This is a genomic window from Allochromatium palmeri (assembly GCF_009720725.1).
GTDB classification, from domain to species: Bacteria; Pseudomonadota; Gammaproteobacteria; order Chromatiales; family Chromatiaceae; genus Thermochromatium; species Thermochromatium palmeri.
Genome location: NZ_WNKT01000004.1, coordinates 11010 through 35212 on the forward strand (window position 1 = coordinate 11010; position 24203 = coordinate 35212).

The 24203-nt window shown below is 64.8% G+C and carries 20 protein-coding genes; 6 read left to right on the forward strand and 14 right to left on the reverse strand.

Annotation, left to right across the window (positions count from 1 at the left end):
* Positions 1-16: 16 nt before the first annotated feature.
* Positions 17-3397 carry a GH36-type glycosyl hydrolase domain-containing protein gene (locus tag GJ668_RS03095; protein ID WP_155448661.1) on the forward strand — a complete coding sequence of 1127 codons (3381 nt, stop codon included), beginning with the start codon at positions 17-19 and terminating at the stop codon, positions 3395-3397.
* A gap of 9 nt (positions 3398-3406) precedes the next feature.
* Positions 3407-3949 (forward strand): hypothetical protein, encoded by a 543-nt coding sequence (locus tag GJ668_RS03100; protein ID WP_155448662.1) that lies wholly within the window; start codon positions 3407-3409, stop codon positions 3947-3949.
* A gap of 14 nt (positions 3950-3963) precedes the next feature.
* On the opposite strand, the gene menC is transcribed toward GJ668_RS03100, so the two are convergent.
* The 8 genes from menC to GJ668_RS03140 form a co-directional block, all read right to left on the reverse strand.
* A complete protein-coding gene (menC, locus tag GJ668_RS03105; protein ID WP_186342849.1) occupies positions 3964-5031 on the reverse strand; it encodes an o-succinylbenzoate synthase in 1068 nt (355 codons plus the stop codon).
* The gene (locus GJ668_RS03110) at positions 5028-5927 is read right to left on the reverse strand and encodes a 1,4-dihydroxy-2-naphthoate polyprenyltransferase (protein WP_186342861.1); all 900 of its coding nucleotides are present in this window, start codon (positions 5925-5927) and stop codon (positions 5028-5030) included. Before GJ668_RS03110 ends, menC begins: the two co-directional genes overlap by 4 nt.
* A gap of 42 nt (positions 5928-5969) precedes the next feature.
* Positions 5970-6830: a 1,4-dihydroxy-2-naphthoyl-CoA synthase gene (gene menB, locus GJ668_RS03115; protein WP_155448663.1), complete on the reverse strand. Its 861-nt coding sequence runs from the start codon at positions 6828-6830 to the stop codon at positions 5970-5972.
* Positions 6831-6932: 102 nt separating this feature from the next.
* Positions 6933-7271, reverse strand: coding sequence for an endoribonuclease MazF (gene mazF / locus GJ668_RS03120; protein ID WP_343032169.1), 339 nt, complete (start codon positions 7269-7271; stop codon positions 6933-6935).
* The gene (locus GJ668_RS03125; protein ID WP_155448665.1) at positions 7271-7513 is read right to left on the reverse strand and encodes an AbrB/MazE/SpoVT family DNA-binding domain-containing protein; all 243 of its coding nucleotides are present in this window, start codon (positions 7511-7513) and stop codon (positions 7271-7273) included. Before GJ668_RS03125 ends, mazF begins: the two co-directional genes overlap by 1 nt.
* A gap of 91 nt (positions 7514-7604) precedes the next feature.
* Positions 7605-9314, reverse strand: a complete 1710-nt coding sequence (gene menD, locus GJ668_RS03130) for a 2-succinyl-5-enolpyruvyl-6-hydroxy-3-cyclohexene-1-carboxylic-acid synthase (RefSeq protein ID WP_155448666.1) — start codon at positions 9312-9314, stop codon at positions 7605-7607.
* Entirely contained in the window at positions 9311-10693 is a 1383-nt protein-coding gene (locus GJ668_RS03135) for an isochorismate synthase (RefSeq protein ID WP_155448667.1), read from the reverse strand. Before GJ668_RS03135 ends, menD begins: the two co-directional genes overlap by 4 nt.
* Before the next feature lie 123 nt (positions 10694-10816).
* A complete protein-coding gene (locus GJ668_RS03140; RefSeq protein WP_155448668.1) occupies positions 10817-11725 on the reverse strand; it encodes an alpha/beta fold hydrolase in 909 nt (302 codons plus the stop codon).
* Between the two features lie 136 nt (positions 11726-11861).
* Here GJ668_RS03140 and GJ668_RS03145 point away from each other — a divergent pair, with 136 nt between their 5' ends.
* Positions 11862-12668, forward strand: a complete 807-nt coding sequence (locus GJ668_RS03145; protein ID WP_155448669.1) for an alpha/beta fold hydrolase — start codon at positions 11862-11864, stop codon at positions 12666-12668.
* A gap of 33 nt (positions 12669-12701) precedes the next feature.
* Here GJ668_RS03145 and GJ668_RS03150 read toward each other — a convergent pair whose 3' ends face one another.
* The gene (locus GJ668_RS03150; RefSeq protein WP_246194610.1) at positions 12702-13085 is read right to left on the reverse strand and encodes an EF-hand domain-containing protein; all 384 of its coding nucleotides are present in this window, start codon (positions 13083-13085) and stop codon (positions 12702-12704) included.
* Between the two features lie 162 nt (positions 13086-13247).
* Positions 13248-14915 (reverse strand): energy-dependent translational throttle protein EttA, encoded by a 1668-nt coding sequence (gene ettA / locus GJ668_RS03155; RefSeq protein ID WP_155448671.1) that lies wholly within the window; start codon positions 14913-14915, stop codon positions 13248-13250.
* 41 nt (positions 14916-14956) lie between these two features.
* Here ettA and GJ668_RS03160 point away from each other — a divergent pair, with 41 nt between their 5' ends.
* Positions 14957-16195, forward strand: a complete 1239-nt coding sequence (locus tag GJ668_RS03160; RefSeq protein ID WP_155448672.1) for an HDOD domain-containing protein — start codon at positions 14957-14959, stop codon at positions 16193-16195.
* A 13-nt stretch (positions 16196-16208) separates the two neighbouring features.
* Here the strand turns inward: GJ668_RS03160 and GJ668_RS03165 are convergent, their stop codons facing one another.
* The 3 genes from GJ668_RS03165 to GJ668_RS03175 form a co-directional block, all read right to left on the reverse strand.
* Positions 16209-16799 carry a LysM peptidoglycan-binding domain-containing protein gene (locus GJ668_RS03165; protein WP_155448673.1) on the reverse strand — a complete coding sequence of 197 codons (591 nt, stop codon included), beginning with the start codon at positions 16797-16799 and terminating at the stop codon, positions 16209-16211.
* A 48-nt stretch (positions 16800-16847) separates the two neighbouring features.
* Entirely contained in the window at positions 16848-18209 is a 1362-nt protein-coding gene (locus GJ668_RS03170; protein WP_155448674.1) for a TrpB-like pyridoxal phosphate-dependent enzyme, read from the reverse strand.
* An 88-nt stretch (positions 18210-18297) separates the two neighbouring features.
* Positions 18298-19794 carry a leucyl aminopeptidase gene (locus GJ668_RS03175; RefSeq protein ID WP_155448675.1) on the reverse strand — a complete coding sequence of 499 codons (1497 nt, stop codon included), beginning with the start codon at positions 19792-19794 and terminating at the stop codon, positions 18298-18300.
* Between the two features lie 116 nt (positions 19795-19910).
* Here GJ668_RS03175 and lptG point away from each other — a divergent pair, with 116 nt between their 5' ends.
* Positions 19911-20975, forward strand: coding sequence for an LPS export ABC transporter permease LptG (gene lptG / locus GJ668_RS03180; protein WP_155448676.1), 1065 nt, complete (start codon positions 19911-19913; stop codon positions 20973-20975).
* Between the two features lie 37 nt (positions 20976-21012).
* On the opposite strand, the gene GJ668_RS03185 is transcribed toward lptG, so the two are convergent.
* The gene (locus tag GJ668_RS03185) at positions 21013-21468 is read right to left on the reverse strand and encodes an RDD family protein (RefSeq protein ID WP_155448677.1); all 456 of its coding nucleotides are present in this window, start codon (positions 21466-21468) and stop codon (positions 21013-21015) included.
* A 150-nt stretch (positions 21469-21618) separates the two neighbouring features.
* On the opposite strand from GJ668_RS03185, the gene GJ668_RS03190 reads away from it, so the two are divergent.
* Positions 21619-24201, forward strand: coding sequence for an ATP-binding protein (locus GJ668_RS03190; RefSeq protein ID WP_246194611.1), 2583 nt, complete (start codon positions 21619-21621; stop codon positions 24199-24201).
* Positions 24202-24203: the final 2 nt, after the last annotated feature.

The window sequence follows — 24203 nt, forward strand, 5'->3', positions numbered from 1 at the left end:
AACGAGGATCATCGACATGCGACAGTTCTCCGATCCACGCGGACCTGAGCCGATCAGCCATCAACTGAGCAATGGACGGCTCGAAGCCCGGATCACGGATTCAGGCGCCGGTCAGTTGTGCTGGAACGGGCTGGCGCTCACCCGCTGGCGCGCCGATCCCGTCGAGGACGATCTGGGCAGCCTGCTCTATGTGCGCGATCTGGACTCAGGTGCAGTCTGGTCGCTGGGCTATCAGCCGACGCGGGTCGAGCCGCGCGTCTATCGCGCTGGCGGGCAGGATGGGCGTTTTTGGCTCGAACGCGAGGATCAGGGGATCGCGCTGCGGCTCGATCTGAGTCTGGATGACAGCCAGGATCTCGAACGGCGCTGTCTGCGGCTGACCAATCTCTCGGATCGTGCGCGTCGGATCGAGCTGACCAGCTATCTGGAAGTGGTGCTCTTTCCAGCTGAAGCTGACGCGGCACATCCGGCGTTTGCCAAGCTCTTCGTGCAGACCGAGCGCGATGCGGCGACCGGGGCGCTGCTCGCCCGCCGACGCCCGCGTGGTCAGGGTGAATCCTGGCCCTGGATGGTCCATGCGTTGCTTGGCGCCGAGGCTGTGCAATGGGAAACCGACCGTGCCGCGTTCATCGGTCGCGGGCGGAGTCGGGCGCGTCCGGCGGCACTGTTCGGTGCAGATCGTGAAGCGTCTGCGCTGTCTGGAAGCCTGGGAAATGTGCTCGATCCGATTCTCTCACTGCGCGCTGTGGTGGCGTTGGAGCCGGGCGCCGGCATCGAGCTGACCTGGATCACGGGGGCGGCCTCTGATCGCGAGTCGGCGCTGGCGCTCCTGGCGGGGGAGGCGCTGAGGCCCGCCAATGGCGATGGGCTGCAAATCGCGACTCAGCCAGAGGTCGACGCGACTGAATCGGCTCCAGATCTAGAATGCTTCAATGGCTACGGGGGCTTTTCCGCCGATGGACGGTGTTACGAGATCCCGCTGCCGTATCAGGTCGGCAAGGGGCATCGCCGCCCGCCTCAGCCCTGGATCAACGTCATCGCCAATCCCGACTTCGGTTGTCTGGTGAGCGAGTCCGGGGCCGGTTACACCTGGTCGCGCAACAGTCAGTCCAACCGGCTCACGCCCTGGTCGAACGATCCGGTCAGCGATCCGCCTGGCGAGGCGCTCTATGTGCGCGACGAGGCCACGGGTGAGTCCTGGTCGCCGCTGCCTGGGCCGCGCCCGGCGCCCGCCGACTATCGGGTGACGCATGGGCTGGGTTTTACGCGCGTCTCGCTTCAGTATGCCGGTCTGGATCAGGAAACGACGCTCTTTGTGCCGCGTCATGATCCACTGCGCGTCCTGCGCATGCGTTTGACCAATCTCGGCGCCGGCGCGCGGCGGCTGTCGCTGCTGGGCTATCAGCGTCTGGTCATGGGGCAGCAGCCGTCAGCGGCCAGCGCCATCGTCACGGCGATCGAGCCTGAATCCGGTCTGTTGCGCGCGACCAATCCGGGCGCGGGCGACTTCGCCGGCGGCATCGCTTTTGCCGCTGTCGTGGTCTCGGGCGGTGCAGTCATCGAGCGCGATGACAGCACCGACCGTCTGTCCGTCATCGGCCGTCATCGCGATCTCAGCGACCCCGTGGCTCTGGAACCTGGCCAGCGGCTCGACGGTCGGCAGGGTGCGGTGCTTGATCCCTGCTTCGCGCAACGACGGCTGGTGAGCCTCGAACCGGGCGCCACGCTCGTCTGCGACTGGCTGCTCGGCGAGGCGATGAGCGAATCAGCGTTGAGCGACCTGCGACGACGTTATGCCGATCCGTCCGCCATCGGCGCGGCCTTCGATGAGGCGGTCGCCTTCTGGGACGATCTGGTCTCGCGCGTCCAGGTTGAGACGCCCGAGCCAGCCATTGATCGGATGCTCAACGGCTGGCTGCTCTACCAGAATCTCGGCTGCCGCATCTGGGCGCGCTCGGCGTTCTATCAATCCGGCGGCGCTTACGGCTATCGAGACCAGCTCCAGGACGCCGCCGCGCTGGCTGCCATCCGCCCCGAGATCACGCGCGCCCAGATCCTGCTGCACGCCGCGCATCAGTTCGTCGAGGGCGATGTGCTGCACTGGTGGCATCCAGCGCCGCTCGAACGCGGACTGCGCACGCGCTTCTCCGACGATCTGCTCTGGCTGCCCTTCGTCACCGCGCACTATGTCCGGGTGACGGGCGATGTCGGCGTGCTCGACGAGCGCCGGCCCTATCTGACCGCGCCCGAGCTGGCACCGGGGCAGGACGAGGACTATCTGGCGCCTGAACTCAGCGGCGAATCGGGCGATCTCTACGACCACGGCTGCCGCGCTATCGACCGCTCGCTGACATGCGGCGCGCACGGTCTGCCGCTCATGGGCACCGGCGACTGGAACGACGGTATGAACCGTGTCGGGCGTGAGGGACGCGGCGAGAGCGTCTGGATGGGATTTTTTCTTTATCGCGTGCTGAGCGACTTCCTGCCGCTGTGCGAGCGGCGCGGCGATCAGACCCGCATCGACCGCTATCGCGCCTATCAGGCCACACTCGAACGTGCTCTGGAGATCAGCGGCTGGGATGGCGACTGGTACCGCCGTGCCTATTACGATGACGGCACACCGCTCGGTTCGGCGGCCGACGCGGAATGCCGCATCGATGCGCTGGCGCAGTCCTGGGCGGTACTCTCCGGCGCGGTGCCGCGCGCACGCGCCGAGCAGGCACTGGACGCCCTGGAGCGTCATCTGGCCAGCGAGTCGGACCAGTTGATCCGGCTGCTGACACCGCCCTTCGTCGATACCGTCCATGATCCCGGTTACATCAAGGGCTATGTTGCCGGAGTACGCGAGAATGGCGGCCAATACACCCATGCCGCCTGCTGGACGGTCGCGGCTCTGGCCGAGCTGGGGCGGCGCGAACAGGCCGCGTCCTGGCTGGCGCGGCTGAGTCCGATCAGCCACAGCCGCACGCCCGAGGACGTCCAGCGCTACCGGCTCGAACCCTATGTGGTCGCTGCCGACATCTATGGCGCACCGCCGCATGTTGGGCGTGGCGGTTGGAGCTGGTACACCGGCTCAGCGGGCTGGTGGTATCGAGTCGCGCTCGAATCCGTTCTGGGTCTGCGGGTCGAGAATGGGCGCGAGCTGCTGATCCGGCCTTGCATTCCGGCGGACTGGCCGGGCTTTCGCCTCCGCTACCGCCTGCCCGATGGCGTGACCGAATGTGAGATCCAGGTGGATAATAGCGACGGCGGCGGGTCCGTGGTTGCCGCCACGCTCGATAGCGAACCCCTGACCATCCAGGCGGGCGTGGCGCGTGCCGTGCTGCCCGCCGGTCTTGGCCACCATGTCATCCGGGTGAGGCTTGGTGCTTCGTCCGTTTCTGTTGCGACTCGATAAGGATCGACCATGTCCCTGAACACCTCGCGCGCGCGTCCGCTGATCGCCGCTATCCTCCTGAGCACGCTGGCCCCAACTGCCGCACTGCGTGCCGATGACATCGAGCCGCTGAAGGTCGCGGTCATCAAGGCCACCACCGGTCTCTGCAAGCGCGGCGAGACCTGCCACAAGGACCGTGCCGGTTCCTGGACGCCGAAGAAGGCCATCGCCATTCTTTCCGTCTCGGTTGCCGAGCAGGCCGATATCGACCTCTATACCGACATCGAGCTGAGCACGCGGCCCGAGATGTACCAGTGCGCCGGGGACGATTCCAAGGGCTGCATCTTCCGCGCAAAATATGCCGGCCCCGGACTGTTTGACTATGGCTCGACCTCGGGCAGCACCTATGTCGGTTCCAACATCACCAATACCACTATCACCTTTCCGTCCGGCTATGGCCTCATGGTGCAGGCCGGTGAGCCGATCTATGTCCATCTCGACGTGCGCAATGGCAGCCTCATCGATCTCCAGGTCGATCAGGATGCCTGGATCTACTATGTCGACGCTGACTGAATAGCGACGCTTCGTCAAACACGCGTGGACACGAATCCCGAACCAGGCCGATCGGGTAGGTCGAGCCAGCCGCCCTGTGGCCGGGGCGCTTGGCCCAGGTCAGCAGCGAGCCAATCGGCCGTGGCCAGTCCTTGCGGAATGGGACTGGCGATGGCTCCGGCCAGTTGCGCCGTGGGCCAGAGTCCGGCGGCGCTCTCGACCAGACTGGTCACGACCACCTCGATCCCGGCAGCCTGGGCGTGGCATGCCAGCGCCAGTGTGCGGCGCAGACCGCCGAGCGCGGCAGGCTTGAGCACCAGGCGTCGCACACCGAGTTCAGTGGGATCGAGCGTGGCAAAGCGGGTCGGCAGTGATTCATCCAACGCCAGCGCGCAGGGGGCGAGGGCTTGCAGCTCGGCCAGTCGCTCAGGTGTCGGCTCGGCCAGCGGTTCCTCGATCGACTCGATCGGCAGCCGAAGTCGCGCCAATCGCTCGATAAACCAGCACGCCTGATCGAAGCGCCAGGCGCCATTGGCGTCCAGGCGCAGACTGACATCCAGGCCGACGGACTGATGCTGGACCAACGCGATCAGCGATTCCAGATCGGACGTCGGCGTCTCGACCCCAACCTTGAGCTTGAGCACCCGAAAGCCTTGCTCACGACTGAGGCGCAGAGCTTCGTGGTCTACCGCGCCAAGCGTGCCGAGCATGGCATTGACGGCAAGACGGTCGACCGCCTCGGACGCGAGCCAATGGCGCAGGCTCAGACCCCGACGACGGCTGGCGAGATCGGCCAGGGCACAGTCCAGAGCGAAGCGCGCGGCTGGAGTTGTGGCCGTATCGCTCTCCGCATCCAGCGTTGCCAACAACGTTTCGACCGCCTGTCCGTGCAGGCGCGCGATGAGCTGTTCGAGCATCGCGCCGGCGGCTTCGTAGGTCTCGGTCCCGGCGGCCGGGAGCGGGGCGCAATCGCCGTAGCCACTCAGTCCATCGGCCTCGACCCAGACCAACCAGCCGCGCCGCCGTGCGAACCCGCCGCGCGCGCTGCCCCAGGCACGGCATAGCGGCAAATCATAGGGCCGGCATCCAGCACGCTCGATCACGCCGCGCCGGGCAGCAGCAGGCTCAGGATCAGCAGGCCGACCAGCAGTGCCTGATACTGCGCCGTGCGCGCCAGTTGCGCATTGAGTGCCGGCCCCAGGGCGCCGCGCCACAGCCGCCAGATCAGGAACGCCGCCGGCGGCAGGGCGGCGAGCAGCGGCCAGGAAACATGCAGCGGATCGAGTCGCATCAGCAGCGGGATTGGCAGGAGCAGCAGCAGCGCATAGAGCACCCTGGCCCGCTCGCGTCCGAGTACGCGGCACAGCGTGCGCCGCCCGGCGGCGGTGTCGGTTTCGAGATCGCGATAGTTGTTGATCAGCAGCACCGCCGAGGCCAGACAGCCGAGCGCCGCCCCGGCGATCAGCGCCGAGCCGTCGAGCGTGAGCGTTTGCAAATAATAGGTACCGCCCACCGCGGCCACGCCGAAGAAGAGCAGCGCATAGACCTCACCAAAGGGGCCGTAAGCGATTGGACGCGGACCACTGGTATAGGCATAGCCGGCGGCCAGCGAGGCTAGGCCGACCAGCAGGATCGGCCAGCCGCCGCGCACCAGCAGCGTCAGCCCGAGCACAAAGGCCAGCGCAAACATGCCATGCGCGGCGTTCTTGACCTGCCGCGCGGTCAGCCAGCCTTGCGCCGTGGCACGCGGCGGGCCGAGGCGTTCATCCGTATCGGTGCCGCGCTCGAAGTCGGCGGCGTCATTGTGCAGATTGGTGCCGATCTGGATCGCCACCGCCGCCAGCAGGGTGGCCAGCGCCGTCCAGAAGGCCAGGGTGCCGGTCGTGGCGATGGCCAGCGCGAGGCCGGCGATCACCGGCGATAGCGTCAATGGCAGCGTTTTGGGGCGCGCGGCCAGGAGCCAGCGGGCCATTGGGGACGGAGTCAGTTGCTCAGACATGGCGTCAGGGCGCGAGGCGTGAAGTATTGGCATCAATGCCGCTCAAGGCCGCCGTGGAAAGCGGCTGAAGTCTGGCGCGCGCTTGTCGAGGAAGGCATTGCGACCTTCCTGGCCTTCCTCGGTGGTGTAGAACAGTGCCGTGGCGTTGCCGGCCAGTTCCTGGATGCCGGCCAGACCGTCGGTGTCAGCGTTGAAAGCGGATTTGAGCACCCGCAGCGCGGTTGGCGACAGACGGTTCATCTGACGGCACCAGTCGACCGTCACCGTTTCCAGCTCGGCGAGCGGCACGACTGTGTTGACCAGCCCCATGTCGAGCGCTTCCTGGGCGTCGTACTGACGGCACAGAAACCAGATCTCCTTGGCCTTTTTCAGGCCCACGGTGCGCGCCATGAGTCCGGCGCCGAAACCGGCATCGAAGCTGCCGACACGCGGTCCGGTCTGGCCGAAGCGCGCATTGTCGGCGGCGATGCTGAGATCGCAGATCAGATGCAGCACATGCCCGCCGCCGATCGCATAGCCGGCGACCATCGCCACCACCGGCTTGGGCAGGGTGCGGATCTGGCGTTGCAGTTCCAGCACGTTCAGGTGCTCGACGCCGGCCTCGTCCTTGTAGCCCTCGTGACCGCGGATACGCTGATCGCCGCCCGAGCAGAAGGCCAGATCACCCGCACCGGTGAGGATGATGACGCCGATCTCGGGGTCCATGTGGGCGCGGTGGAAGGCGTCGATCAGCTCGCGCACCGTCTGCGGGCGGAAGGCGTTGCGCACCTCGGGCCGGTTGATGGTGATTTTGGCGATGTGCTCGGCCTGATGGTAGAGGATGTCCTGATAGCGGGCGTCCGAGGGAGCCTCCCAGTGGATGGGACGCGAGTCGGTCTCGGGTCGATTCGCGGTTGGTTGCAAGTTCTCTGACGCCACCTGTGATTGCCTCGCTATACATGGAAACGGAAGGCGTCATTTTAGCCGCAAAGCGTCCAGGATCGGTGACGGGTTGACGGCGGAATTTCAACGACCAGAACCAATCAAGGCTAACGCCTTGGTGCGAACCTCGTCGAGTTCAGCGGCACTGGCCTGGCCTTTGTGAACCGCCTTGCGCGCCACCCAATCCAGGCTCTTGACCTGATCGGCGAGCACTGCGCTTGGCGCCTGACCTGCAATCAGCACTTCGAACGGATAGCCTTTGATCTGGGACGTCATGGGGCAGCACAGCATCAGACCGGTCTTGCCGTTGTAGGTCGCGGGACTGAGCACCAGTGCTGGACGATGTCCGGCTTGTTCGTGTCCGGCCTGTGGATTGAATTGCAGCCACACGATGTCACCTGAATCGGGAACATAAGGTGCCATCAAAACGCTTCCTGGCCGACGGCTGGCCCGAAATCCACCTCCTCGTGCCGGTTCTCCGGAGTGATGCCCGCTAGCAGTTCGTCGAGATCATAGATTTTGGAACGGATCGGTTCGATGACGATCAGACCGTTTTCAGCGCGTATGTCGACAGCATCGTCTAAGTTCAAATGCGCGGCCTGCATGATGGACGCTGGGATACGTACTGAAGCACTGTTGCCCCATTTCTTGACTAGAATCTGCATGATGGTGTCTCGATGTATCTTCAATGTAGATACATTAAGCCATTTTCGCCGGAGTGCCTACTGCCCGATGATGCTGAGCACCGCCTAACGGTCAGGGATCGTTACGAAGCCTGCTGACCGCCTGCCAGAAGTCGCGATGGATCTGTCGGCTCAGATCGGCATCGATGACGACCTCAATCAGTCCGGCAGACTGCCCCGCCTGCATGGACTCAGCCAGGGCCTGCCGGAACCCAGCGCCATCGGACACCTGACGATGCGCTAGCCCGAAGGTGTGAGCCAGCGTGCCCAGATCGACCGCCATCGGCGTGCGCCACAGCCGCTCGAATCCGGGCAGTCCATGCTGAGGCAGATAGTCAAAGATTCGCCCGCCGCCGTTGTTGATGACGATGCAGGGCCGTTGGAGCGCACGCAGTTCCAGCAGTCCGCTGAGATCGTGCAGGAAGGACAGATCACCGAGCAGCGCCGTGGTCGGTGTACCACCGGCGTTGAGTCCGGCCAGCGTCGAGGTCTGACCGTCGATGCCACTGGCACCGCGATTGCCGAAAATACGCAGCGGCTGGGAGCGCTGACCCGACCAGGTATCGAACTGACGAATCGGCATGGAGTTAGCGCACAGCAATCCTTCGCCCTCAGGCAGCTGGGCAATGAGATCGCGGATCAGATGCCCCTCGCACCAGGGCGCCTGATCGAGATAGTCCGCCGCGAAGCGCTCCAGGCGGCGTTCGGCCTGGAGCCAGCGCGCGATCCAATCAGGGTCCGGCGTGCCAAGCTTCAGGTTCGCATCAGCAAACCAGGCACAGAACGCGGCGGGATCGGCATCGATCTTGAATCGAACGTCATGATTTGGATCGCTCCAGCTACGTCCCGCGTCGACCAGGATGGTCGGAACATCCGCCAGCCAGCCGAGCAGCGTCTTGGAGACGGGTGAGCGTCCGAAGCGCAGCACCCAATCCGGCTTGAGCGCGGCGGCGGTCGCTGGATGACGCAGCAGACTGTCGTAGTGGGTGAGGCGATGTGACGAGGCTGAACCAAAACGCAAGCCCGAGAGCGGATCGCACAGCACAGGCACGCCGAGCCGCGCGGCCAACTGCCAGAGTGCATCCGCGCCATCTGCCGTCCAGTCGCCCGGTCCGCCGCAGATCAGGCCGCGACCCGCGAGTCTGGGCAACGCGGCCGAAATCCGCGTCGCAGGTGCCTGAACCTGGATATCGAGAGGTTCAACCGTGCCCGACGTACTCTCGGCCACGCAATCCGGCCCCGGAACCAGTGGTTCGCGAAAGGGCAGGTTCAGATGCACCGGTCCCGGCCAGTCGCCCAGGCTCTCGGCGGCGGCACGCCGACCCAGTGCCCGCATCAATTTCGAGGCCGCCGGCCCGGCTTCAGGCGGACCTGGATCATGGAAGGCACGCACATGCACGCCGAAGAAGCGGGTCTGATCGATGGTCTGGTTCGCGCCCCAGCCGCGCAGTTCGGGCGGACGGTCGGCCGAGAGCAGCACCAGCGGAATCCCGGATTCCGAGGCTTCGATGACCGCCGGGAACCAGTGAGCCAGCGCGCTCCCCGAAGTGCAGAGCAGTCCAACTGGACGGCCAGACGCACGCGCCACACCCAGCGCGAAAAACGCCGCACTGCGCTCGTCGAGGACCGGCGTGACGGTCAGTGCTGCTTGACGCTGAGCCGCCAGTACCAAGGGCGTGGAGCGCGATCCGGGCGAGAGCACCAGATGCCGCATTCCGCCTGCGACCAGTCCATCGAGCAGTGCCAGCGCCCAGCACAGATTCAGACAGCCGTGGTCGCTCATGCAAACTGCAAGGCCGTCGACATGGCCGCGAGCTTGTGCTCAGTCTCCCGCCACTCGCTCACCGGATCGGAGCCGGCGACGATACCGGCCCCGGCATAGAGATCAGCCGTGCGGTCGAGGATGTGCGCACAGCGCAGCAGCACCCAGAGTTCGCCCGTCAGATCCGGCTCGAAGATGCCCGCTGCACCCGTGTACCAGCCGCGTTCGAGCGGCTCGTTGACGTTCAGCCAGTCGCGCGCCTCGCGGCGGGGCTGACCGTTGGTCGCCGGCGTTGGATGCAGCCGCTCGGCCAGCTCGAACACATCGACCTCTGGATGCAGCTCGCCGCGCAGGCGGGTCCAGAGATGCTGGGCATTGTTGAGCTGGAGAATGCGCGGCTCCTCGGTCGGTTCCAGACGGCGACAGCACTGTCCCAGCGCCTCGCGCACCGCCTCGACCACGACGCGATGCTCGCGCAGATTCTTCTCGCAGGTCTGGAGTCCGAGCGTGATCTCGGCATCGCGTTCGCTGTCCTCGGCGCGGCAGGCCGTGCCGGCCAGCGCATCGGCCTCGACGCGGTCACGGCGCTGGGTAAACAGCCGTTCGGGCGTGGCCGCGACGAAGCTGGCGGCATGGCGGCGGATGTTGATCACCTGGCAGGACGGAAACAGATAGCTCAAGGCGGCGTTGAGCCGATCGAGATCGAAATGCCGATGCCCCTGGAGCCGCTGACGGCGGCAGACGACGACCTTTTCGAGCCGCTCGTTTTCGATCTCGTCGAGCGCGTTCAATACCAGCGTCCGCCAGTCGTCGCGATCCGGTGTGCTGCTCAGGGGTTCGAGATGGGCCGAGGTCAGCGGATCGAGCGCCGGACGGTCGAGCAGTGGCACCAGTCGGTCGAGCCAATCCTCCCAGCGCGCCAGCACGGTCTCGCGCGCCGCAGGGCGCTCAGTCGTCAGCACCAGGGCTGACTGCCCGCCATGCGCGATCAGTGCCAGCTCCGGCAGCCACAGGAGCGCATTGGGCAGGTCGTCACTCGCCGCAGGTGTCTCGGGCGTGGCGGCAAAACCAAGCATCCCGAAGCCGCTGAAACCGGTCTCGTCCGGATCGTATTGCAGCCAGGTGTCGCGTAGCGACCGGCCAACGCGCCGCAGGTCGCTCAGACGCTCCGGTCCTTGCGCGCGCCACTCGCCGGCGATGCCATAGCCGGCGCGCAGGTCACCACGATGATTGTGCGCGAAATGAAAGCGCGGTCCGTCGAGATCGGGCGCGCTGGCCAGCGGATGCGGGAGTTCAAGGATCAGCGAGACGGGGCCGGTACCACGCGCGAGCGGTAGCAGACCGAGGGTCTCGCGCAGTCGGGCCTTGAGCTGATCGAGGACTTGGAGCGATTGCAGCATGAGTCGAGTCGTGGCGGGGCAGGGGAATGAAATGGACTCCATGGGATGCGCGAATACCCTCGCAGGTTCCCGCGCCTCCTGAGTCAAGACATGAGGCGCTATGTCGGATCGCGCGGCACGCTCCTAGCCGAGCGATGCCCAGAAACGCTCGATCGCGGCGACGGTCTCGGCGGGCTTCTCCCAGTGCGGCATGCCATTGGTCGGCGTCAGGCGCTCGGCGCGCCAGTTGGCATGGCGGCTGAGGAAGTCCGGCAGCTCATGGAAGTCGATATTGGGATCTTTATCGTAAAGTGCCAGTACCGGCTGGCTCACCCGGTCGTAGAGCGTGTCGCAGGCGCGGGGTGTGAAAAGCTGCCCGGAGAGAAAATAGAGCGGTGCGATCTTGGCGCCCGGCTGATGCGTGGTGGCATAGGCGTAGTCGATCAGCTCGGGCGGGGTCGCACCGGCGAAGACCTGATTGTAGAAATACTTGATGCTGGTGCGGGTGGTCAGCAGGCTGTAGAGACCGTCGCTGAGTCCGGGGATGCTCAGGAACTTATGTGCGCGCTCGGCGGCGGCGCCGGTCGGCAGTCCGCGGGTGTTGAAGCCGGTCGGCGAGAGCAGCGTCAATGAGGTCACGCGCTCCGGCGCATCAGCCGCCACGATGGCGGCGAACTCACAGCCGAGCGAGTAGGCGATCAGATCGGCCGGTTCCTTGACCACTTCGGCCAGAAATTCGCCGATGACCTTGGCGAAGAGTTCGGGTGAATAACGGCGCTTGGCGCGCTCGGAGTGCCCGAAGCCGGGCAGGTCGAGCGCATAGACCGGACGGCTGGCACGGAAATGCGTAAACAGCGGCTTCATTTCCAGCACGCTGGGCGCGGCGTTGATGCTGTGGATCAGAACCAGCGGACGCCCGCTGGCCTGAGTGTCGGCGTAATAGTGGACACGTCCGCCGCTGGTCTGGAGGTCATGGCGCGGGGCGTCGACGGCAGCGGGCAGCACCGGGCCGCGTGTCGAAGGCTTGTCTGGAGAGTTGATCGCGGAGTCCATCGTCTCAATTACCTCTTTCGTGAATCACGAGGTCGCTCGGAGTGGGCGGCATCCATGGGCGAACTGTTCACAGCCTGCCAGCGCCTTGCGCTGGTGTTGGCCGAGACGGCAGCCTCACTGTCAAATAGGCTTGACGATGCCTTGTCAATCGAAGTTTACAGCGGTCTGGGTCGCTTGTCTGGTGCTGGCTGGCTGTTTCGGCGGTGTCATGCAGACGACGTCTGACCCGGCGTCTGCGTCGCGACCGAGCCGGCCGCTTGCGGCGGGCGTGGCTCCAGGCGTGCGGATCGACCGGGGTCAGGCCCGGTCGGCGACCGGCTGCGCCCTGGACTATGCCTGGTATCGTCCAGCATCGGCTAGGCCGGGCGAGCTGGTGGTGCTGGCGCATGGCTTTCTGCGCAATAAGGCGCGGCTCGACGGTCTGGCACGGGCGCTGGCTGAATCGGGGATTTCAGTGGTGACGGTCGATTTCTGCAATACCAAACCCTGGCGTGGTAATCATGCGCGCAATGGCTTCGATCTGATCGCGGTTGCTGATCGACTGGGAGCGCAACGTCGGGTCTATGCCGGTTTTTCGGCGGGCGGACTGGCGGCGCTGGTGGCGGCGCGCAACGATGCGCGCACGCTCGGCGTGCTGACGCTGGATCTGGTCGATGCCCAGGAGCTGGGGCGTCTCATGGTGCAGGGACTCGACCGGCCCATCATCGGGCTGTTCGGCGAACCGGCATCCTGCAATGCCGACAACAATGGCCTGGCCACACTAGCGGCGGCGCAACAGGTCAGTATCGAGCGCATCGCCGGGGCCAGTCACTGCGACTTTGAAGCCCCGACTGACTGGCTCTGCCGCGCGCTGTGCGAGCCAGACCCCCAGGGTGCGGAACAACGCCGCGCCGAGATCCTGGCGCGCTCGGTGGCGGCGGTGAATACATTGCTGATCGAGTGAGTCAGAATGGCCGCCGAGCGAGCGCTCCAGCGATCAAGGCGTCTGGAACCGCTGCTGACGATGCTGGGCCTGGGCCGAGGCGAATTCGGTCGCATCGACCTGTCCATCGCCGTTGCGGTCGATCGCGCTGAATTCGGGCGCATTGGCCAGACCGCGCATGGCATAGCCCTGTTGCGAACGTTCAGCGATGCGTTGCCCCCGTGCCTGGTAGAACTCGGTTTCGGTCAGGACGCCGTTGCCGTCCAGATCGAACTCGGCGAACGCGGGAGCCTGCCAGCCCATGCCGCGTCCCATGCCACCGCCTGGACCCCCGCCGGCTTGGGGAGTCGCCGGCGTTTGAGCCATGGCGAGCGGGACGAGACAGACGCTGAGCGTGAATGCACCCAGCCAACGAACGAGATTGGATCGATTGTTCATATCAACCTCTCTACAAGTCCAGGCCGACATTCGGCGTTTGTTGGATCTGAGGCAATTATCGACCTGGAAGCCCGCGCAAGCGTGCAGCAACAGTGAAATCAAATGTCATTGAAAAGCACGCGCCCAGTCTTTTTGCATTGAGACCGACTGGACGCGCCCCGATTAGGCCGACAACCGCCGATACTTCAAGCGATGCGGCTGATCGGCCTCGGTGCCGAGACGGCGATGGCGGTCAGCCTCATAGTCGGCATAGTTGCCCTCGAACCAGACCACCTCTGAATCGCCCTCAAAGGCCAGGATATGGGTGGCGACACGGTCGAGGAACCAGCGATCATGGCTGATGACCACCGCACAGCCGGGGAACACCAGCAGCGCCTCTTCCAGCGCCCGCAGGGTCTCGACATCCAGATCATTGGTCGGCTCGTCGAGCAGCAGCAAATTGCCGCCACGCTTGAGCACCTTGGCCAGATGCACCCGGTTGCGCTCACCGCCCGACAGATCGCCGATGCGCTTTTGCTGATCCGTGCCCTTGAAGTTGAAGCGCCCGCAATAAGCACGCGAGGGCATCTCGTAACGCCCGACACTGATGATGTCTGACCCGTCCGAGATCTCTTCCCAGATGGTCTTGTCGTCGTTGAGCGCATCGCGGCTCTGGTCGACATAGGCGATCTCGACCGTCTCGCCGATGCGCAGTTCGCCGGCATCCGGCTGCTCGCGTCCGGTCAGCAGCCGGAACAGCGTGGTCTTGCCCGCGCCATTGGGACCGATGATGCCGACGATGCCGCCCTTGGGCAGATTGAACGACAGGTTCTCATAGAGCAGATTGTCGCCATAGGCCTTCTTCAAACCCACAGCCTCGATGACCAGATCGCCGAGACGCGGACCCGGCGGAATATAGATCTCGTTGGTCTCGTTGCGGGACTGGAATTCCTGCGATTGCAGCTCGTCGAAGCGCGCCAGACGCGCCTTGCTCTTGGCTTGACGGCCCTTGGGGTTGGTGCGCACCCACTCCAGCTCCTGCTTCATGGCCTTGATGCGGGCCTGCTCCTGCTTCTGCTCCAGCTCCAGACGCTGTTCCTTCTGATCGAGCCAGGAGGAATAGTTGCCCTCCCAGGGGATGCCGTGACCGCGGTCGAGCTCCAGAATCCAGCCGGCGACATTGTCGAGGAAGTAGCGATCGTGGGTGACGGCCACTACGGTGCCCGGATACTCGTGCAGGAAGCGCTCCAGCCAGGCAACGGATTCGGCGTCGAGATGGTTGGTCGGCTCGTCGAGCAATAGCATGTCGGGCTTGGACAGCAGCAGTTTGCACAGCGCCACGCGCCGGCGCTCACCACCAGAGAGCTTGGTGACATCGGCGTCCCAGGGCGGCAGACGCAGGGCATCAGCCGCGACTTCCAGGGTGCGGTCGAGATTATGGCCGTCGGTGGCCTCGATCAGATTTTCGAGTTCGCCCTGTTCCTTGGCGAGCGCGTCGAAATCGGCGTCCGGCTCGGCATAGGCGGCATAGACAGCGTCGAGCCGCTCCAGCGCCGCTTTGATATGACCGAGCGCCTCCTCGACATTACCGCGCACGTCCTTGGTCGGGTCGAGCTGCGGTTCCTGCGGCAGATAGCCGACATTGATGCCGGGCTGCGGGCGCGCCTCGCCCTCGATCTCGGTATCGATGCCCGCCATGATGCGGAGCAGCGAGGACTTGCCCGAACCATTGAGACCGAGCACGCCGATCTTGGCGCCGGGGAAAAAGGACAGCGAGATATCGCGCAGAATGACACGTTTGGGCGGCACGACCTTGCCAACCCGGTTCATCGTGTAGATATATTGAGCCATGGATTCCGTATGAATGTGGTAAACGGCGAAGAGAGACCATTATGCCCCAGATCCTGACCAACTCGACCCTGGACGATCTCACGCCCGTCCATGATCTGGACAAGGACCAGCGTGCGCGTCTGGCTGAAAGCGGCCAGATCGCCGACGTGCCGGCCGGCAAACGGATCACCGCCGTCCAGGAGCATCCCTGGATCGGCTATCTGCTGGCTGGGCAAGTCTGCCTGATCCGGGGCGAGACCAAGGAGGTCATCCAGGCCGGTAGTCGTCGCGCCTGTCAGCCGATCTTCTCCGAGCACCAGTTGCTCGATCAGGCGGTGTTCATGGCCGATTCCGAGCTGTTGCGGCTCGATCGTCAGCTCTACGAGAGCCTCAGCGGCCAGCAACGTCCGGCCGTGCCCGGCTCGCTGGAGGAGCTGGATCTCAGCGACGCCGAGGGGGCGCTGCTCGGTGCGCTCTATCGGGCCTGCAAGCAGGACAAGCTGGCCCTGCCCACGCTGCCCAAGGTGGCCCGGGCGATTCAGGACGCGATGAAGGATCCCAACATTACTTCGGCGCGGCTGGCACGCATCGTCCAGGTCGATCAAGCCGTCACCGGCGGCCTGATCCGGCTGGCCAACAGCGTCGTCTATCGCGGCGTGAATAGCATCCCGGACGTGCGCAACGCCATCATCCGGCTCGGCATGGAAATCACGCGCTCGGCGGTCATGAGCCTGTCGATGCAGCAGTTGTTCCGCGCTAAGTCGCCGATCATGAAGCACCGCATGAAAGCGGCCTGGAACCGCAGTGTCCACATCTCGGCGCTGAGCTATGTGATCGCGCGCCATTGTCCGAAATTCAATCCTGAGCACGCGATGCTGGCCGGATTGGTGCATGACGTGGGCGTAATTCCCATCCTCGACTATGTCAGCCGCCATGAGATTCAGGTCGGCGAGGACGAACTGGAGGCGGCGATCATCAAGCTGCACCGTATGGTCGGGGAGCTGGTGGTCGGTTACTGGGGGCTGGGACCGGAGATCACCGAAATCGTGCGCTATTCGGGCGACTGGTACCGCGACGACAAGGACATGCCGGACTATGGCGACATCGTGCGGATCGCGCGGCTCTATCGGCTCAATCAGTCCGAGTCGCGCGGTCCGCTGCCGCGCTACGACGAGGTGCCGGCCTACTACAAGCTCGGGCTGGGTTTTCCGGCCACCGATGACACGGTCGACGTGATCGCCGAAGCCAGCGAGGAGCTGTCAGCCGTCATGGCGATGCTCAAGGGCGACAAGGAGCCCTGAGCCGGACGCGCCTTCAGGGGATGACGAGCGTCATGCCGGGCGTCAGGCGATCGGGGTTAGCAAGCTGGTGACGATTGGCTTCGAAGATCCGCTGCCATTGGTCACTGCGGCCATAGACACGCAGACTGATCAAGGCCAGGCTGTCGCCGGGGCGAACGCGGTAGAGCATCTTGCTGGCCGCATTGTGCTGTTGCAACGCCTCGTCAAGCTGCGTCCTGGCTGACTCGCAGTTGCTCAGACGCTGTTCCAGATCGGCTTGGTTCGCGCGTAGTGCTTCGAGCGTCTGCATGGCCTCAGCCAGCCGACGCTCGGCCTCCATCCGTGCCTGATCGGCGCTTTTGCGCGCGTGTGCCGACTCGCGCAGCTTGCCCTCCATGCCCTCAACGCGCTGCTGGAGTTCGTCGAACCGTTGGTGCGACGGCTCGGGTGTGGCCGCCGCCCCTTCCGCGGCTGTTGCCTGTGATGTCGCTGTCTCAGGCTCAGCGTCGGGCGCTGGCTCCGAGGCCAGCGCCAACCCGACAGGCATCCCGGCCAGTACGATCAGGAGTATCCAGAATTCTCGACTCCACGCCGTGGATTCGCGTCTCGATGACCGATACCGCATCCGGGATGTCCTCGCTCCAAGTCGACACACAATCAGGGCGGCAGCCTGTCAGCCGATGGACGGCAGCCCGGCCAGCGCCATGGCAACCTCGTTCTCGGCATAGTCCAGATCCTGGAGTTTGCCGCCCAAGTAATCGGTATAGGCCTGCATGTCGAAGTGGCCGTGACCGCTGAGGTTGAAGAGGATGGTCTTGGCCTCGCCGGTCTCGCGGCACTTTTCAGCCTCGTGAATGACCGCTCGCACCGCGTGGTTGGCCTCGGGCGCTGGGATGATGCCCTCGGCCTTGGCGAACTGGAGACCAGCGGCGAAGCAGTCGAGCTGGTTGTAGGAACGCGGGGCAATGAGACCGAGTGCGGCCAGATGGCTGACCTGCGGCGCCATGCCGTGATAGCGCAGTCCGCCGGCGTGGAAGCCGGGCGGCACGAAGCTCGACCCCAGGGTGAACATCTTGCACAGCGGCGTGAGATGCGCCGTGTCGCCGAAGTCATAGGCGAACTGGCCCTTGGTGAGCGTCGGGCAGGCCGAGGGTTCGACCGCAATGCATTCGACCTGGCGCCCGCCGCGCAACTGCTCGCCGAGGAAGGGGAAGGCGATGCCGGCGAAGTTGCTGCCGCCGCCGGTGCAACCGATGACCATGTCGGGGTAGGCGTCGGCCATCTCCAGTTGCTGCATGGCCTCCAGTCCGATCACGGTCTGGTGCAGGAGCACATGGTTGAGCACGCTGCCGAGGGCGTACTTGGTGTCCTCGCGCTGCGCGGCCAGCTCCACCGCCTCGCTGATCGCGATGCCCAGACTGCCGGTGCTGTCGGGATGCTCGGCGAGCACGGCGCGGCCCGATTCGGTGGTGTCACTGGGGCTGGCGATACACTTGGCGCCAAAGGCCTCCATGAAGGCACGCCGATAGGGCTTCTGGTTGAAGCTGACCTTGACCATGTAGACCAGGATCTCGATGCCGAACATGGAGCCGGCAAGCGAGAGCGACGAACCCCACTGACCGGCGCCGGTCTCGGTGGTGATGCGCTTCACACCCTCGGCCTTGTTGTAGAACGCCTGGGCGATGGCCGAGTTGGCCTTGTGACTGCCGGCGGGGCTGACGCCCTCGTACTTGTAGAAGATCTTGGCCGGGGTCTGGAGCGCCTGTTCCAGACGGCGCGCGCGATAGAGCGGCGAGGGGCGCCACTGACGCCAGACCTCACGGACCGGCTCGGGAATTTCGATCTCGCGCTCGGTGCTCATCTCCTGCTCGATGACGCCGCGCGGGAAGATGACTTCCAGCTCCTCGGGCGAGATCGGCTGCTGGGTGCCCGGATGCAGCACCGGATCGAGCGGCTTGGGCAGATCGGCGTTGATGTTGTACCAGAAGCGGGGCAGGTGCTGCTCGTCGAGCAGATATTTGACGGTGTCGTTCATGCGATCGGGTCGTCTCAGATGAATTGCGATGACGACCGGCGGTCACTGGGCCGCCGGTCAGGGTCGACGATGGCCAGCCTGCCAGGGGCTAGCCGTGTCCGGCGCGCTCCAACAACCATTGTGTGAGCAACGCCACCGGGCGTCCGGTGCCACCCTTCTCCTTGCCGCTCAACCAGGTGATGCCGGCGATGTCCAGATGCGCCCAACGATACTTCTTGGTGAAGCGCGAGAGAAAGCAGGCGGCCGTGATGGCCCCGCCGTCGCGTCCGCCGATGTTGGCCATATCGGCGAAGTTGCTGTCGAGCTGGCTCTGATACTCCTCCCACAGCGGCAGACGCCAGGCGCGATCGCCCGCCGCCTCGCCGGCGGCCAGGAGTTCTGCGGCGAGCCGGTCGTCGCTGGTGAACAGCCCGGCCGGATGCTTGCCGAGCGCGACCACGCAGGCGCCGGTCAGTGTGGCCAGGTCGACGACGATCTCAGGTTCGAAGCGCTCGCAATAGGTCAGCGCATCGCAGAGGATGAGTCGTCCCTCAGCGTCGGTGTTGAGGATCTCGATGGTCTGGCCCGAAAGACTGGTGACGATGTCGCCCGGCTTGTTGGCCTCGCCGTCAGGCAGGTTCTCGGAGGCCGGGACCACGCCGATCAGATGGATCGGCAGCTCCAGTTCGCAGGCCGCGCGCAGGGCGCCGATGACGGCGGCTCCGCCGGCCATGTCGTACTTCATCTCGTCCATCTCGGCGGCTGGCTTGATCGAGATGCCGCCGGCATCGAAGGTCAGGCCCTTGCCGACCAGCACCACGGGCTTGGTCTCCTTGGGCGCGCCGCGATAGTGCATCACAATCAGCTTGGCCGGCTGGCGGCTGCCGCGCGAGACCGAGAGCAGGGCGCCCATGCCCAGCTCAGCCATCTGGTCTTCTTCCAGCACCTCGACTTCGAGCTTGGGATACTGATTGCCGAGCGCGCGCGCCTGCTCGGCCAGATAGCTCGGGGTGCAGATATTGCCGGGCAGGTTGCCGAGTTCGCGCGCCTGCCGGATGCCCTCGGCCATCGCCTGACCGTGACGCGCGGCCCGCTCGACGTTGGCTGTTTCGGATTTCTTGCCGATCCAGAGATTCAGGCGCTTGAGCGGCGTCTTGGGCGCGTGCTTGTCGTCCTTGGTGTGGCTGTAGCGATAGACTTTATCCTCGATCGTGACCACGGCGTCGCGCGCGCTGGTATAGAGATCGAGCGCGCACGGCAGACTGTCGGGCATCGCCAAGGTGGCCTCGCCGGCGCCGCTTTGTTGCAGCCACATCGTCGCCGCCGCGAGCGCCTTGCGATAGTTGGCACGGGTATAGTCCTTCTTCTTGCCCAGCCCGATCAGGAGTACGCGCTCGGCCGCCACACCAGGCAGCTCGTAGAGCATCAGCGTCTGACCGGCCTCGCCCTCGATGTCACCCTTCTTCAGGAGTGCGCTCAGACGCCCGTCGCTGGCCTCATCGATGCGCTCGGCCGCTCCCGAGAGCTTGCGTTTCTCGAAGATCCCGAGTACCAGACAGGGGGTCTTGTGGGTGGCGAGATCGCCGGTTTTGATCTTGAATTCCATCGTCGGCTCCTGAGAATCGGTCGCGAGGCGAAAGCCCGAAGTTTACAGAAAATGGTCAAGTCGCGTCCGGCGTGGTATGCAGTGCCGTCCTGAACAATCAACCTGGACGCGGTTTCATGCGGATTCTGGATCGTTATCTGGCCTGGGCGGTGATGGGCGGCACGCTGCTGACGCTTGGTGGGCTGCTGCCGCTGATGGGCGTTTTCATCCTGTCGGACGAGTTCGACGCCATCGGCACCGAGGGCTATGGTCTGAGCGAGGCCCTGCTATTCACGCTGCTGAGTCTGCCGCGTTATCTCTATCAGCTGTTTCCGATCGCGACCCTGATCGGTGCGCTCATCGGTCTGGGGACGCTGGCCAGCCGCTCGGAACTGGTCGCCATGCGCGCCGCCGGGATCTCGGTGGGGCAGTTGGTACGCGCGGCGCTGCTCGGCGGACTGGTGCTGGCGACGATGGCCGTGGTGCTCGGCGAGCTGGTCGCGCCCATCGCCGAACAGCGCGGCGTCGAACTCAGGCGCCAGGCGCTCTCGGGCGATGTGGCGCAGTTGACGCCCTACGGCTTCTGGGCGATCGACGATGGGGCCTATGTCAACATCCGCGAGATCCGTTCCGGGACCAGTTTGCGCGATATCTATATCTATCGCGTGGACGCCGCCAAGGGCACGCTGGAGGCCAGTCATGCCGAAGGGGCGCGCTATGAGGATGGACACTGGCAGTTGGAGGGAATTGCGCTCAGTCGCGCCGATCGTGAGGGCGTAAAGGTCGAGCGCATCGAACAGGCCGAATGGGATTCGATGCTCGATCCAGGGTTGCTCAAGGTGGTGGTGGCCGATCCGCGTGCGCTGCCGGTGTGGGGACTCTACAAATACATCCGCTTCATGTCCGTCAACAAACAGGACGCCAGCGCCTACGAGATCGCGTTCTGGGGCAAGGTGCTGCATCCGGTGCTGACACTGTCGATGATCCTGATCGCCATTCCGATGCTGCTGGGTTCCTCGCGCAGCACGGGGATGGGACGGCGGATGCTGGCCGGCATCCTGGTCGGCCTGGTTTACTATCTGGTCAGTCGCACCTTCGCCTATCTGGCGCTGCTGTTTGGGATGAACGCGTTTTTGGCCGCCATTGCTCCGCCGGCGCTGTTCATCGGCACGGCGGCACTTCTGATCAGGCGGCTGGGGTGATGCAGGGTACGCCGTGCGTACCCAGCAGTGCTTGAACTCAAGCGCTCTTTGGCAGCAGCACGACGCGGGTGTTCGACCGGCTGTCGTGCCAGGCCAGACCCTGGCGGTTGAACAGACTCCACCACAGACCCAGACCCGCCGGAATCAGGCTCAGGATCGACCAGACGAAGCGCTTGACGGCGGCATTGAAGCCGACGGGCTCGCCATCCTGAGCGATGACCTGGATGCGCCACGCCTTCATGCCCAGCGTCTGTCCGCCGTGGGTCCAGAAATAGACATAGAAGGCGCCGACCACGCCAATCAGATAGAGTCGCATCAGGGTCAGAGGAATGAAGCTCTCATAGACCGGATGGCCGTTGATCACTTCGTAGGGGATGACGATGATGGCGTTGGCGACCATCAGCACGGCCAGCAGCAGCAGCGCATCGTAGAAGAGCGCGCCGAGACGGCGAAGGACGGAGGGCTTCTGAGCGTTCGAGAGGTCGAATGACATGGTCTTCTGTATCGATCCAAAAGGGTTGAGTGAATTGGCCTCGGGCGAGGCCGCCAGGGCTGATCGAACCGCGCCCGGAATAAGCACGGCGCCGCGCGTGAGTCTGGACGCATCCGACCCACAGCACGCCATCACCGACGCGATTCAAAGATGAGTATTAAACCATTTCTCTTCAGGCTTTTGCGACGGGTACCGATGCCCTGGATCGCGATCGTCGTCGGTTTGGCCACAGGGATCGTCATCTGGACTGTGCTCGACCAGATCCAGACGCGCCAGGTCGACAAGATCTTCGGCCAGGAACTCCAGGTTCAGCTCGAACTGCGCGCGCGCGAGAGTCTGATCCGCTTCGACCGCTATCTCTCCAGCTATGCCGCCACCACGCGCTTGCTCGCCAACTACCGCAAGCTCTCGGAATATCTCGAACCCCTGTTCTGGTCCGACGACGAGCGTATCGATCCGGTCGTCTACAAGGATTTTCGTCCACAGTGGCTGCCGGACTTCTTCGAGCGCGATGCGCTCACACCGCCCAGCTATGTGCTCTTGACCGATCCACAGGGCCGGGTGCGCGAGATCTTCCAGCCTGGCACTGATCCTGTGCCCGTCGAGATGGCCACTCAGGTGCCGACCCAGTTGCTCGACCGTCACGACATCCGCACTGTCATCGATCGTCTCGGCGAGCAGCTCTATCTGATCACGAGCGATGCGGCCGAGGATGCCGGCGGTTATCACATGGGCTATCTGCTGGTGCTGATCCCGGTCGACGCGACCTTCCTGGCCGCTTCGCAACGCGGCGTCGATGTCGGGCGCGCCTCGGTGGCCCTGGTCGACAGCGACGATCAGCGTCTGCTCGCCAGTCTCGATCCAGGTCTCATCCCCATCGACTCGTTCCTGAGCGACTGGAGCGAGACCCATGTCATCACGTCGCAGTCGCTGCCCGAATACGAGGGTTCAGACTCCAACCTGCTGTTTGCGACCCTGGTGCCTCAGTCGCGCGTCGAGCGCATGTCGCGTCACGTGCGCATCTTCGAGCGTCGCCAGCGCTTCTATGCCGCCGCCGTTTTCGTGATCGTGTTCACGGGGTTGATTTATCTGGTCTCCTCGCGTCTGAACAAAGTCCTCAAGCGCATGACCCGCTTTTCGCAGCGTGCGCTCGGCATCCCCGAGCCGGGCTTTCAGCGCGGTGGCAATCAACTGGTGTTGCTGGAGGACTGGATTCAGCACTTCACCCAGCTGGTGCTCAAGGCACGCGAGGAGATGAGCCAGCGCCATCAGGCGGCGATGCGCGAGAGCGAGGCGCTCAAGGCGGCGATGATGGAGGCGTCGCTCGATGCCATCGTCACCCTCGACCATAGCGGGCGGGTGATCGAATACAATCCGGCCGCCGAGCGGTTGTTCGGTGTGGGGCGCCCCTTTGCGCTCGGCGCCGTCTTCAGCGACCGCTTCCTGCCCGACGTGGCTCGGCCCGCCTTCAAGCGCCTGCTCGACCGCTCGCGCCATCGCCAGCGCGAGCCGCTCGGGCGCGGCGAGCTGATCGCTCTGAGCGACGACGGCGGCGAGATCCCGGTTGAGATATCGATTGCGCCCATCGAGCGGGTCGGCGAACGCTTCTTTACGCTCTATATCCATGACATCAGCAGTCGCAAGCGCGCTGAGCAGGAAATCAAGAGTCTGGCGCGCTTCGCCAGTGAAAGCCCGCATCCGATCCTGCGCGTCACCGCCGACGGGCTGATCGTCTATGCCAATAATGCCGGCCGTCCGCTGTTGCGCGCCTGGGGCACCGATCCGGGTGAGTCCTTGCCCGAGGATTGGGCGGCGGTGGTCGCGGCCGCACTGGAGACGTCGCAACCCCTGGAGCGTGAACTTGAGGTTGGTGGACAGGTCTATTCGCTGCTGCTGGCGCCGATTCGCGATCTCGGTTATGTCAATCTGTATGCGCGCGACATCACGGCCGTGCGCCGTGCCGAGCAGGAAGCGCGTCAGCATCAGGCCGAGCTGGTGCATGTCTGCCGGTTGAGCACCATGGGCGAGGTGGCCACCGGCATGGCGCATGAACTCAATCAGCCACTCTCAGCCATCGTCAACTATGCCAACGGTTGCACCCGGCGTCTGCAAAGCGGTCAGGGACAGCCCGGCGAGCTGGTCGGGGCCATGAATCAGATCACCGCCCAGGCCAAGCGCGCCAGCGAGATCATCAAGCGATTGCGTGCTCTGGTCGGCAAGCAGCCGCCGGCGCGCGCCGAGGCCGATCTCAATCATCTGGTGCGTGAGGTCTGCTCCTTCCTGGAATTCGAGACCAGCCGGGTCGGGGTGATGATCGAGCTGGAGCTGAGCGCCGATGCGATCCCGGTCTGTGTCGATCTGGTCCAGGTCGAACAGGTGTTGCTCAATCTGGTCGGCAATGCGCTCGATGCCCTGGAAGAGCGGCCAGAGCCGGAGCGTCGACTCCTGATCCGCACTATGACTGAGAACGACTGGGCGCAGGTCAAGGTCGAGGACAGCGGGCCGGGCATCGAATCCGAGCGGCTCCAGGGACTGTTCGACCCCTTCGTGACCACCAAGGAGGGCGGCATGGGGATGGGACTGGCCATCAGCCAGACCATCGTCGAAAATCACGAGGGACGTATCTGGGCCGAATCCGTGCTGGGACAGGGTTCGACCTTTCATCTGCGCCTGCCGCTCGTGTCGTCCAGCGCGGACGAGGCGAGCGCGCGGGCCGACGCGCTGGAAACCTGAAG